Annotated in this window: 10 protein-coding genes and 3 pseudogenes; 7 read left to right on the top strand and 6 right to left on the bottom strand. The window is 72.9% G+C overall.

What is annotated here, in order from left to right:
• The 3 genes and pseudogenes from AB0I21_RS17070 to AB0I21_RS17080 all read left to right on the top strand — a co-directional run.
• A pseudogene (locus AB0I21_RS17070) lies at positions 1-275 on the top strand (hypothetical protein); the annotation flags it as partial.
• Positions 276-585: 310 nt separating this feature from the next.
• Positions 586-1,269, top strand: coding sequence for an aminoglycoside phosphotransferase family protein (locus AB0I21_RS17075; protein ID WP_360562068.1), 684 nt, complete (start codon positions 586-588; stop codon positions 1,267-1,269).
• A gap of 4 nt (positions 1,270-1,273) precedes the next feature.
• The gene (locus tag AB0I21_RS17080) at positions 1,274-1,522 is read left to right on the top strand and encodes a hypothetical protein (protein WP_360562070.1); all 249 of its coding nucleotides are present in this window, start codon (positions 1,274-1,276) and stop codon (positions 1,520-1,522) included.
• 73 nt (positions 1,523-1,595) lie between these two features.
• Here AB0I21_RS17080 and AB0I21_RS17085 read toward each other — a convergent pair whose 3' ends face one another.
• Positions 1,596-2,717 carry an FAD-dependent monooxygenase gene (locus tag AB0I21_RS17085; RefSeq protein ID WP_360562072.1) on the bottom strand — a complete coding sequence of 374 codons (1,122 nt, stop codon included), beginning with the start codon at positions 2,715-2,717 and terminating at the stop codon, positions 1,596-1,598.
• A gap of 74 nt (positions 2,718-2,791) precedes the next feature.
• Here AB0I21_RS17085 and AB0I21_RS17090 point away from each other — a divergent pair, with 74 nt between their 5' ends.
• Together AB0I21_RS17090 and AB0I21_RS17095 are read left to right on the top strand one after the other, a co-directional pair.
• A complete protein-coding gene (locus AB0I21_RS17090; RefSeq protein ID WP_360562074.1) occupies positions 2,792-3,400 on the top strand; it encodes a TetR/AcrR family transcriptional regulator in 609 nt (202 codons plus the stop codon).
• Positions 3,401-4,072: 672 nt separating this feature from the next.
• On the top strand, positions 4,073-4,258 hold the full coding sequence (locus AB0I21_RS17095) for an antitoxin (protein WP_344504295.1): 186 nt from the start codon (positions 4,073-4,075) through the stop codon (positions 4,256-4,258).
• Positions 4,259-4,265: 7 nt separating this feature from the next.
• On the opposite strand, the gene AB0I21_RS17100 is transcribed toward AB0I21_RS17095, so the two are convergent.
• Positions 4,266-4,772: a DUF1360 domain-containing protein gene (locus AB0I21_RS17100; RefSeq protein WP_360562076.1), complete on the bottom strand. Its 507-nt coding sequence runs from the start codon at positions 4,770-4,772 to the stop codon at positions 4,266-4,268.
• Between the two features lie 139 nt (positions 4,773-4,911).
• On the opposite strand from AB0I21_RS17100, the pseudogene AB0I21_RS17105 reads away from it, so the two are divergent.
• Positions 4,912-6,102 (top strand): annotated as a pseudogene (locus tag AB0I21_RS17105) (DEAD/DEAH box helicase); the annotation flags it as partial.
• 875 nt (positions 6,103-6,977) lie between these two features.
• Here the strand turns inward: AB0I21_RS17105 and AB0I21_RS17110 are convergent.
• Both AB0I21_RS17110 and AB0I21_RS17115 read right to left on the bottom strand, forming a co-directional pair.
• Entirely contained in the window at positions 6,978-7,379 is a 402-nt protein-coding gene (locus AB0I21_RS17110) for a hypothetical protein (RefSeq protein ID WP_360562077.1), read from the bottom strand.
• A gap of 5 nt (positions 7,380-7,384) precedes the next feature.
• Entirely contained in the window at positions 7,385-7,801 is a 417-nt protein-coding gene (locus AB0I21_RS17115) for a hypothetical protein (protein ID WP_360562079.1), read from the bottom strand.
• A 153-nt stretch (positions 7,802-7,954) separates the two neighbouring features.
• Between AB0I21_RS17115 and AB0I21_RS17120 the strand changes: the two genes are divergently transcribed.
• On the top strand, positions 7,955-9,202 hold the full coding sequence (locus AB0I21_RS17120) for an EAL domain-containing protein (RefSeq protein ID WP_360562080.1): 1,248 nt from the start codon (positions 7,955-7,957) through the stop codon (positions 9,200-9,202).
• Here AB0I21_RS17120 and AB0I21_RS17125 read toward each other — a convergent pair.
• Together AB0I21_RS17125 and AB0I21_RS17130 are read right to left on the bottom strand one after the other, a co-directional pair.
• On the bottom strand, positions 9,124-9,762 hold the full coding sequence (locus AB0I21_RS17125) for a hypothetical protein (RefSeq protein ID WP_360562243.1): 639 nt from the start codon (positions 9,760-9,762) through the stop codon (positions 9,124-9,126). The two genes, AB0I21_RS17120 and AB0I21_RS17125, sit on opposite strands and share 79 nt — an antisense overlap.
• Before the next feature lie 138 nt (positions 9,763-9,900).
• A pseudogene (locus AB0I21_RS17130) lies at positions 9,901-10,995 on the bottom strand (lytic polysaccharide monooxygenase); the annotation flags it as partial.
• Positions 10,996-11,085: the final 90 nt, after the last annotated feature.

Consider the following 11,085-nt stretch of genomic DNA (forward strand, 5'->3'; position numbering starts at 1 on the left):
GCGACGCCAAACATGGCTGGATCCGCCTGGAGCACAACGCCGACGAGAACAGCCACGACGGCCGCGGCCCCACCCGCCGCGCGGCCGCCGCGGGGGCGACCGCGGCGGACGCCTCCACCCGGGCCGCTGCCGCCCGGGACCGGGCCGGCCACGCGGACCTCGACTCGCCGGGCCACGGCCTCGCCGGCCTCCGCGAACGCGTCGACTCCGCCGGCGGCACCCTGACCATCGGCAACCGCGACGGCGGCGGGTTCGTCCTGCGAGCCACCACCTGACCGTGCCACCCCGTACGCACACCAGGAACTGCCGTTCGAGCAGCTCGTGCCGAGCGCTGGGCCCTCGTCACGGCGGCACCGTATTGCGGTTGCCCGCGGCCCGGGCGGCGGGCAGGCTCCGACCGATGGAGGCACCTCCCGTCCCGGACGGATCGCAGCGGCCGGGCCGCGTCGGCGGAGCAGCTCAGGCGGCCGGCACGGACGGGCCGGCCGGAGCCGCGCCCGCCGCCGCGACACCGGCCGTGACCGACGGCGGTCAGCGACTGATGCCGGTGGTGCCAGGTGCGGACGGCACAGGAAGGACCGGATCGTGACAAGCACGGACAACAGGCCGCCGAGGTGGGTCGACGAGGCGTTGCCGGCGACGGTCCGGGCGAAGGCGGAAGCTGCCGGCGCGCACGACTGGCTGCGGCGGCTGCCCGAGCTGGTCGCCGACATCGAGGCGGACTGGGCCATCCGCGTCGGGCGGGTGTACACCGACGCCACCGAGGCCTTCGTCGCCGACGCCACCATGACCGACGGCACGCCCGCGGTCCTGAAGCTGATCGTGCCGCGCGCGGGCAACGCCGCGGCCAACGAGGTGACGGTGCTGCGGCTCGCGGACGGCGACGGGTGCGCGCGGCTGCTGCGGCACGACGTCGCCCGGGACGCACTGCTGCTGGAGAAGCTCGGCCCGAGCCTCTTCGAGCTGGGGTTGCCGGTCACCACGCGCCACGAGATCCTCTGCGACGTCGCGAGCCGGGTGTGGCGGCCGGCACCGGACGCCGGGCTGCCGACCGGGGCTGCGAAAGGCGCGTGGCTCACGACCTTTCATCACCGGGGCGTGGGAGCGGCTGGACCGGCCCTGCGCCGAACGCACCGTCGCGCACGCACTCGCCTGCGCCGAGCGTCGCGTCGCCGCCCACGACGACGAACGGGCTGTCCTCGTCCACGGCGACGTCCACGAGTGGAACACGCTGCGCGCCCCCGACGGCTTCCGCCTCGTCGACCCTGACGGGTTGCTCGTCGAGGCGGAATACGACCTCGGTGTCATCATGCGCGAAGACCCGGTGGAGCTGATGGCGGCCGACCCCCGTGACCGCTCGCGCTGGCTCGCGGCCCGCACCGGCCTCGACGAGAGGGCGATCTGGGAGTGGGGTGTCGTCGAACGCGTCTCGACGGGCCTCGTCCTGGTCCAGGTCGGCCTCCAGCCGGTGGCCGCCCAGATGCTCGCAGCCGCCGACACGATCGCCGCGATGCGCACCTGACACCTCCAAGAGCAGTGGTGAGATCGATCGGGTCGAAGTCTGGCGGGCCGGCCGGCGGCCGCCCGCCGGTTGATCAGGCGCGCGAGAGCAGGACGCGGGCGGCTACGTTGCGGGTGGCGATCCCGAGCCGCGTCTTCGGGATCAGCATCGTCGCGGCGAGGCCGGCGGCGCGCTGCTTGGCGTCGGTGCGGGTGCGGTGAGCTGCCTCGTACACCATGAACGCCGACGCATGGTCGGACGGACTCGCCGCGAGTGCGGTCGCGAGGGTGTGCGCGCCTGCCATGGCGAGGCTCGAGCCGTCGCCGAACAAGGAGACACAGGACGCCGCGTCGCCGAGCAGCGTCACCCGCCCCTGTGACCAGGACGGCAGGCGGACCTGGCTGACGGAGTCGAAATAGAGGTCGGGTGTCGCCTGCAGCCTGGCGAGGAGCTCGGGGACCCGCCAGCCGGCGCCCGCATAGGCGTCCGTGACGATGCGCTTGTGCTGGGCGGTGTCGCGGTGGTCGAAGCCGTCGACCATCGGACCGCGGAAGATGAACGCGACCATCGGCCGGCCCGTGGACGGATGGATCGACACGAGCCTGCCGGGCGTGTTGTGCATCAGCACGTCGCGCGGATGGTCGGCCGGCTCGTCCAGTGGCATCGTCGCCACCCAGACGCCCATGTGCCGCACGAACTCGCGCTCGGGACCGAAGACGAGCCGGCGCACCGCGGAGTGCAGGCCGTCGGCGCCGACGAGGAGATCGAAGCGACGCGGCGCGGCCCGCTCGAACGTGACGTCGACGCCGCTCGTGTCCTGTGACACCGACGTGATGGTGTCGTCCCAGAGCAGCTCGGCGTCGCCGCGGGCGGCCTCCTGCAGGATCTTGGCGAGGTCGCCTCGGGGAAGCTCGACCTCACTGTTGCCCGCCGCGCTCTTGGAGCTCGGCATGGGGATGCGGCCGGCCGGGCGGCCCTTGGCGTCGATGACGAGCATCGAGGTGGCGTGGGTGGCGGCGGCCCGCAGCTGGGGCATGATGCCCAGCTCCTCGGCCACGGGCAGTGCCGGGCCTCGCACGTCGACCGGATTGCCGCTGGAGCGCAGGCCGCTCGCGCGCTCGACGATCGTGGGCCGGAACCCGCCGCGGGCCAGGAAGTGGGCGAGTGTCGGGCCGGCCACGCCTGCGCCAGAGATGAGGACGGTGGGAGGAGTCATGCCACCACGATAGCTGCATCCAGTGCAGAATTGCAATGAGTGCGAGTCGGCAGTTGATGCGGTACGATGTCGGCATGAGCTTGCGTGACCGCAAACGCGCCCGAGTCCGGCAGTCCCTCGTCGACGCCGCGACCGAGCTGTTCGAGCGGGACGGTTATGAGCGCACGACCGTGGCCGACATCGCCGCGGCGGCGGACATCGGCACGCGCACGTTCTTCAGCTACTTCGCGAGCAAGGAGGAGCTGCTGTTCCCCGAGAGCGACCGCCGGGTCCAGGCGACGGTCGACGCGATAGCCGCCCGCGACCCGGAGGACTCGCCGGTCGAGGTGCTGATCCGCGCCCTGTATCTGACCGGCGTCGACAGCGACGACCTGACCGACCGGCTGGCGGCGTTACGGCTGCGGCTGATCCGGGAGGTGCCGGCGGTGCGGGGGCGGGCGCTGCAGATCCAGCTGGACGCCCAGCAGCAGATCGCGGCGCATCTGGCCGAGGCGTTCCCGGAGCAGCTGGACCGGGTCAAGGCGGGGGCGTTGGTCGGGGCTTTCGTCGGGGCGGTGACCGGGGCGGTGCAGGTGGTGATGGAAGACCTGCCGGCGCATCACGACCCGAAGGAGATGCGGGCGGCGGTGGAGGAGGCGACCGGCGTGGCGCTGCGGCCTTGGATGACGACGCGGCCTCACTAGGTCCCGATGGGGGTGGGACAAACGTCATCGTCTCGCACGCCGCCGGGCCAGCACGCCGGGCCAGCACGTCGACGCAGCACGCTGGGCCAGCACGTCGGTCTGGCAGGTCGAGGCAGCGCGTCGAGCCAGCGCGTCAGGCTAGCGGGTCGAGGCAGCGCGCTGGGCCAGCACGACGAGGCAGCACGTCGAGGCAGCACGTCGAGGCAGCACGTCGAGGCAGCACGTCGGGCCAGCAGGTCGAGGCAGCGCGCTGGGCCAACACGACGAGGCAGCACGTCGAGGCAGCAGGTCGAACCAGCACGACGAGGCAGCACGTCGGGCCAGCACGACGAGGCAGCACGTCGAGGCAGCACGTCGGGCCAGCACGACGAGCTAGAACGTCGAGCCAGCACGTCGAGGCAGCGCGCCGGGCTGAGAGGTCGAACCAGCAGGTCAAGGCAGCGCGCTGGGCCAGCACGACGAGGCAGCAGATCGAGCCAGCGCGTTGGGCTAGCACGACGAGGCAGCACGTCGAGCCAGCGCGGCGGGCCAGCACGACGAGACGGCCGGGTGGAGCCGGGTGGAAGCGGTGAACCGCGCCGGACGGGTGACCTGGGGAGGGCGGTCGGGCATGATCGTGGCACAGTGGCACGAGTACGGGAACAGCACGGAAACGGACAAGGGGGACAAGCGATGAACAGCTTCTTCGATAGGGTGAAGGACCTCGCCGACCAGCACGACGACAAGGTTGACGCCGCGCTGGAGAAGGTGGGCGACATCGTCGACGACAAGACCGGCGGCAAGCACACGGAGCACATCGAGAAGGCCGTCGACGCCGCGCAGCAGCACACCGGGGGCGGGGACTCCACCAAGCAGTGAGCGGAGGTCAGCCGGCCGTCTTCTTCGCGGCGGAGTAGGCCAGGTGCAGGAAGTCGGCGCCGGCGATCGCGGACGCCACGGCCATGCCGAAGCGGGTCGCGCGGGGGGCGAACACGAGGCCGGCGCCGAGGCCTGACGCGACCCAGACCGCAGTACAGAACGGGCAGGTCAGGAGCTCGCCGAGGGCGTGCTGGACGCCGTGGCCGCGGGGGGTCTCGTTGACCTCCGCGGAGCCCGCGGCGCTCTCGAACTTGGTGACGGAGGCGCGCAGCGGGCTGGTGACGGCGTCCTTGGTGATGAGCCGGGACAGCTTGTGGGTGGCGACGGCCAGCAGGGCCACGTCGGTCGGGGCAGGGCGCTCGGGGAGCCGCTTTCCCGTGAGTTTGGCAACACCGGCGGCCGTGGCGACGGCGGCGCCGAAGACGGCCATGACGGTGGCGTACCCCCGCAGCGGACGCTCATCGGGCGCCTTCCGCGCATAGGTGGCCGCGGTCCGGACATCGACGTCTGCCATGGATTGGCAGCTACCCGGACCGTCCGAGCCGCAAACCAGGTGATCGTCTCGGGTACGATGGGTCCGCACCGTCGGCCCCCGCGCCGCGACACCACCGTCAGCGCCGGGCAGGACGACCCCTCAGACGTTCGGAGACTTCATGGCGGTCCGCCGCCTCATCCCTGCATCCTCGTCGGCGACCTTCGCCGATCTCGGCGTCCCAGCACCGCTCGTCGCCGCGCTCGCCGCCAGCGGCGTGACTGAGCCGTTCCCGATCCAGACGGCCACGCTGCCGGACGCGATCGCCGGTCGTGACGTGCTCGGGCGGGGTCGCACCGGCTCCGGGAAGACGTATGCGTTCGTGCTGCCGGTGCTGATCCGGCTCGCCGCGAGCCGGGCACCACGACGCCCCGGACGCCCCCGGGCGCTGGTGCTCGTGCCGACCAGAGAGCTCGCGACGCAGGTCGAGGCCGCGATGGCCCCGCTCGCGCAGGCGCTGTCGCTGCGCACGCAGGTCGTGTTCGGCGGCGTGGGGGCCAACCCGCAGATCGCCGCGTTGCGCGCCGGGGTCGACGTGCTCGTCGCCTGCCCCGGGCGGCTCGACGACCACGTGCGGTCCGGTCACGCGCGCCTCGACGACATCGAGGTCACCGTCCTGGACGAGGCCGACCACATGGCCGACCTGGGCTTCCTGCCGGTGGTCCGCCGGCTGCTGGACGCGACGCCCGCCGACGCGCAGCGCCTGCTGTTCTCGGCGACGCTCGACGCCGGCGTCGACGTGCTCGTCCGCCGGTACCTGAGCGACCCGGTGACGCACAGTGTCGACCCGGTGGCGGCGCCGCCGGTGGACATGACCCATCACGTGCTGCACCTGCGGGACGAGGACCGGTTCCCGGTGCTGGTCGAGCTGACCGCCGCGCCCGGGCGGACCGTGGTGTTCACGCGCACGAAGCGCGGCGCGAAGACCCTGGCGCGCAAGCTGGTCGCCGCGGGTGTGCCGGCCGTGGAGCTGCACGGCAACCTGGCGCAGAACGCCCGCGACCGGAACCTGACCGCGTTCTCCGACGGCAGCGCCCGCACGCTGGTCGCGACCGACATCGCCGCGCGGGGCATCCACGTCGACGACGTCGCGCTGGTCATCCACGCCGACCCGCCGGCGGAGCACAAGGCCTACCTGCACCGGTCGGGCCGCACGGCCCGGGCGGGTGCCAGCGGCACCGTGGTCACGCTGATGACCGACAAGCAGACCGGTGACGTGCGGCAGCTGGCCCGCGAGGCCGGGATCAAGCCGACGATCACCAGGCTGCGCCCCGGCGACTCGCTGCTGACCGAGCTGGCCCCGGGCGTGCGCACGTTCCACGAGCCTCCCGCCGAGCCGGTCGCCGTCCCGCGGCAGCAGGGTCGCGCCAGGGCCGAGGACGGCACCGACACCCCGCGCGGCTCGGGTCGCCGCCGCTCGGGTCGCCGCCGTGGAGCGGGCAGCGCGGCAGAAAGTGCCACAAGCCCAAGCGTCGCCGGTACGATCACAGCCCCCGCCTCCCCCACCCGCCGCAGCACCGCGCCCGCCGCGGAAGGCCCCGGCCGGACCGGACGCCGGGGCGGGAGCGCGCGCGGCGGCGAGCCGAAGGCCCGCGGCGGCGAGGAAGCGACGGCACGCCGGAGCGGGGAAGCCACGGCGACCCGGGGTGGGGACACCACGGCACGCCGCGCCGGAGACGGCACCGGACGCCGCAGCGGGGAGGCCACGGCATCCCGGGGCGGTGACACCACGGCACGCCGCGCCGGGGGCGAGGCCGGTGACGCGGGCAGCGGTCGCCGGCGCGGACGGCGCCCCGCCACCCACCGCGAAGGACAGCGGGAGGGCCAGCGGGAGGCGCAGGCCGCGTCCGGCGGCGGCGCCCCGAAGACCGGCGGCACCGCGGCGACCGCACGGCCGTCCGGCGCCGCGGCGTTCTCCGCGCAGACCAGGGTCGGCCGCAGAGGCGGACGCTGAGCAGCCCCCGGCCGGCGTGCCGGGGGCCCAGCGGTACACAAGCAAGAGCGGTACACAAGCAAAAGCGGTACACCAGCACCAGCGCAAACAGCGAACAGCGCACCCGGTACACCGGCGGAACAGCGCAAACCAACATCGCCGGCGAAACGGCGCAACCAGGCAACGCCGGCGGAACAGCGAAACCAGGAACGCCGGTGGAACGGCACAACCGGTACACCGGCGGAACAGCGGAATCAGACGGGCAGACCCCAGCGGACCAGCACCCGCTCCGCGCGTGACGGGTCGACCTTCACGGACACCCGCTGCCCGATCCCCGCCTGCGCCGACGCGTGCAACGGCAGCATCGTCTCGACGGTCACCGGGTAGGGCGGCTTGCCGGCGTGCTCGACCAGCAGGTTCAGGCGCACCAGCGGCACCATGTTGATCCGCGTGCCGGTGTCGACCAGCCCGAGGATCGTCGCCGCGCCGGGCGCACCGATCTGCTCCAGCTCCAGGTTCGCGGTCTGCGCCTGCATGCTGAGCTGGGCCTGCTGCATCTGCGCCATGCCGGCGCGCATCTGGGCGGCCGGGTCGTAGGTCGCGTCGATCGCCCGCGCCTGCTGGTTCAGCCGGCGCAGGTCACCGAAGAGGCCCACGGGGGTCAGACCTGACCGAACAGGTTGCCGTAGTGCACGGCGAGCTGGGTGTCGCCACGCATACGGGCCGGCCAGCCGGCCGCGGCCTCGTCCCACGAGGCAGCGGGCACGCCGAAGGACTGCGCCTTCAGGGCCACGCCGTCGGCGTTGAGGCCCTCCTGCGAGGCGGCCTTCGAGATGCGGGCGTACATCACCAGGTCGACGCCGGCGATCGGCGCGAGCCGCGGGTCGTCGGCGGCGATGCCGGTCGCGACCGGGGCACCGTAGGCGTTGGCGGCGCCGTAGCCCTGCATGCCGTAGGCGGCCTGCTGCTGGGCCGCGTAGGCCTGCGCGGCGGCGCTGGTCTGCTGGGCCTGGGCGACCATGCCCGGCGCGGCGGCGGCGACGTTACGCATGTCCTTGAACTGCTTGAAAAGTCCCATGATTCCCTCATCTGCATCGGTGTCCCGCATGACGGTAGGGATCCGGTTCGGCGTCCGGCGTCAGGAAAGCGATCGACACTCTGTCACCAAACCGCACCGTGCCCTGCACCACAGAAACTCAGGACCCCGAGGCGGCCGCCGACGGTGCAGGACATGGCACGAGCCCGCTCCGAGTCCGCCCGGCAGATCGCCGAGCTGCTCAAGACCGCCCGCGAGGCGCTCGGGCTGAGCCTGGCGTTCATGACCCGCCTGGACGAGACGACCCAGCACCTGGAGGTCGTGGAGTCGGCGCTGCCGATGCTGTTCCGCGACGGCACGACCCGCCCCAGGGCCAACTCGTTCTGCCAGAGCATCATGCACGGCCGGCTGCCGGCGGTGATCCCGGACGTCACCAAGTTCCCGGAGGCGATGAAGCTGCCGGCGGCGAGGATGCCCCGCCTGCGCAGCTACGTGTCGGTGCCGGTGGTGCTCAGCGACGGCACGGTCTACGGCACGTTCTGCGCGGCCGGGTTCGGGGCCGACAAGCAGCTGTCGAAGCGTGACAAGGCGCTGATGGAGGTGCTGTCGCAGGCGGCCGCGGTGATCATCGAGCCGGACTTCCGCCGGCGCGAGCTGCACGCGGAGATCGGCGGCCGGCTCGGGCCGGTCATCGAGGCGGGCGGGCCGCAGGTCGTGCTGCAGCCGATCGTGGACGTGGCGACGGGCCGGCGGATCGGGGCGGAGGCGTTGAGCCGCTTCCCGCAGGCGTGGCACCGCCCGCCGGACGTGTGTTTCGCCGAGGCGCACGAGATCGGCGTCGGCGACCGGCTGGAGGTCCTCGCGCTGCGGAAGGCGGCGGAGCACCTGGACGGCGTGCCCGGGTACGTCGCCATGAACATCTCACCGGGGACGCTGCTGACGCCGCAGTGCATGGACCTGCTGGGCCGCCTGCCGCTGGACCGGATCGTGCTGGAGCTGTCGGAGCACCAGCCGGTCGAGGACTACGACCTGCTGAAGCGGGCGCTCGCCCCGCTGCGCGGCGGCGGGATGCGGCTCGCCGTCGACGACGTCGGTGCCGGGTTCTCGTCGCTGCGGCACATCGTGCTGACCCAGCCCGACGTCATCAAGCTCGACCGCAGCATCGTCACCGGCGTCGGCACCGACCAGGTGCTGCGCGTGCTCACCCGGTCGCTGGTCGACCTGGCCGCCGGGTGCGGCGCCACCGTCGTCGCGGAGGGGGTGGAGACCGAGGCCGACGCGCTCGCGCTCGCCGGCCTCGGGGTCCACTACGGTCAGGGCTGGTTCTTCGGGCGCCCCGGGATCCCCGCCGCGCTGCGGCCCAGCTATGCGCTCAGGCAGCCGATCCTGGACGCGCCGACGGCCACGTCGTCGAACCAGAGGGTGTCGTCGCCGACGCCGTAGCTCTCCCAGCCGAGCCGCAGGTCGCTGACCCGCGGCGCCCACGCCTTCGACAGCCACTGCTGGTCGATGTCGGCGGTCGGCACCCCGTCGACCTGCAGGCCGGGCACGGCGGTGCCGTTGAGCCACGTCGTGAGCAGCCCGCGGCCGTCGACCATGAACTCCACGCAGTTCCACTGCCCGGTCGGCAGCGGACGGCTCTGCGCGACACCCGACGGGCTCTGCGCCGGCAGGGTCGCGTCGTCGGACTCACGGTTCCACTGCAGGGCGCTGTTCTGCCCGCCGAGGCGCAGGTCCTTGCCCCCGTCGGCGTTGTCCTTCAGCGCCGCGAACGCCACGTGCGCGGCCGGCAGAGCCGTCGTGTGCCGGACGTACATCCGCCCGTACCACACCGAGCCCAGCCCGCTGAGATCCTTGGTGGGCCGCACGTAGACGTGGTTGCAGTAGCCCGCCTTCCCGTCGATGCGGACCGACTTGCTGCCGCTGTGCACGACGGCGGTGTCGACGGTGGCCGTGCCGGTGCCGGAGCAGTTGGCGTTGGAGACACTCCACGCGCCGGACACCCCGCCGCTGGTCTGGCTCTCGAAGCCGTCGCAGAAGGCGGCGCCGGTGCAGCCGGCGGGCGGCGGACCCGACGACGTGGACGCCGACGGCGAGACCGACGCCGAGGCCGACGGCGACGTGGGCGGCGGGTTCTGCCCATTGGCGCTGCAGCTGAGCTGCGGTGCGCTGCCCGTGGCGCCGTTCACCAGCATGCCGAAGCTGGTGCTGCCACCCGCCGGGACGGTGCCGTTCCAGCTCACGTTGGTCGCCGTGACGGCGGCGCCCGACTGGGTCACCGTCGCGTTCCAGCCCTGGCTCACCTGCTGCCCGCCGGTCCAGCTCCACCCGACGCGCCAGCCGTTGACCGGTGCGGTGCCGGAGTTGGTCACCTTGACGTCGGCCTGGAAGCCGCCCTGCCAGCTGTTGGTCACCTGGTACGTGGCGGTGCACCCGGCGTTGCCGCCCGGCGGCGGCCCGCTGGACGTGGGCGGTTTCGGCGACGCCGATGTGGAGGCCGAAGCCGAGCCCGACGGGCCGGGGCCGGTGGTGCCGACGCCGGTCACCTCGCCGTTGCCGCCGTCGAACATGACGTCGGAGCAGCCGTAGAACGTCTCGGTGCTGTCGGAGCGGGACCACACCGAGTAGATGATGTGCCGGCCCGACTTGTTGGACGGCAGGCGCCCCGTCCAGTAGTAGTGCCCGTCGTTGGTGCCGGGCGAGCCGACCTGCGCCGGGTTGGTCGCCTGCAGGAACGGCGTGGACTCCAGGTCCGACCAGTTGAACTGCCGCGTCGGGTCGAAGCCGTCCTTGGTGACGTACAACGAGAACGTGCCCGGGTGCGCAGCCCAGTTACTGTAGTCGAACTCCATTGTGGAGCCTGAAGTGAGGTGGGTCAGCGGCCAGTCGGACCGGTTCAGGTCGAAGCCGGAGAAGTCGTAGACGGTCGCGGCGCCGCTGCACAGCTTCCCGTCGGGGATGAACCCGCTCGTGCGGCCGGCCCCGTCGGAGCGCAGCATCGCGAACCAGTTGTAGAGCGAGTTCGGCCCGCTCTGCGCGACCGCCGCCGCGCACGCCGGGTTCTTCGGCTGGATCGCGCCGGTGGCGTTCAGGCCGTCCTTCCAGCACAGATACGTCCGGCTGCCGGGCACCATCATCGCGCCGTGCGCGGCCGCCGGGTCCGCCGCGATGACCACCGTGCCCGTTCCGGCGACCGCCGCGGCGAGCCAGAGCGCCAGTCTTCGTCGTCGATTCATGGAACCTCTCTCCAGAAGGCATTCACTGCCCTGGATTGCACGGTGTGTGAGCGGCGCATGGCAACGAACCGGCGACCGGAGGACGTATCG

The organism is Dactylosporangium sp. NPDC050588, from assembly GCF_040654975.1.
Classification (GTDB): domain Bacteria; phylum Actinomycetota; class Actinomycetes; order Mycobacteriales; family Micromonosporaceae; genus Dactylosporangium; species Dactylosporangium maewongense.

What these genes read in the sequence shown, in the direction of transcription:
- AB0I21_RS17120 (WP_360562080.1), top strand. Translation starts at nt 7,955, where the DNA reads ATGGCACGAGCCCGCTCCGAGTCCGCCCGGCAGATCGCCGAGCTGCTC.
- AB0I21_RS17085 (WP_360562072.1), bottom strand. Translation starts at nt 2,717, where the DNA reads ATGACTCCTCCCACCGTCCTCATCTCTGGCGCAGGCGTGGCCGGCCCG.
- AB0I21_RS17100 (WP_360562076.1), bottom strand. Translation starts at nt 4,772, where the DNA reads ATGGCAGACGTCGATGTCCGGACCGCGGCCACCTATGCGCGGAAGGCG.
- AB0I21_RS17115 (WP_360562079.1), bottom strand. Translation starts at nt 7,801, where the DNA reads ATGGGACTTTTCAAGCAGTTCAAGGACATGCGTAACGTCGCCGCCGCC.
- AB0I21_RS17095 (WP_344504295.1), top strand. Translation starts at nt 4,073, where the DNA reads ATGAACAGCTTCTTCGATAGGGTGAAGGACCTCGCCGACCAGCACGAC.
- AB0I21_RS17090 (WP_360562074.1), top strand. Translation starts at nt 2,792, where the DNA reads ATGAGCTTGCGTGACCGCAAACGCGCCCGAGTCCGGCAGTCCCTCGTC.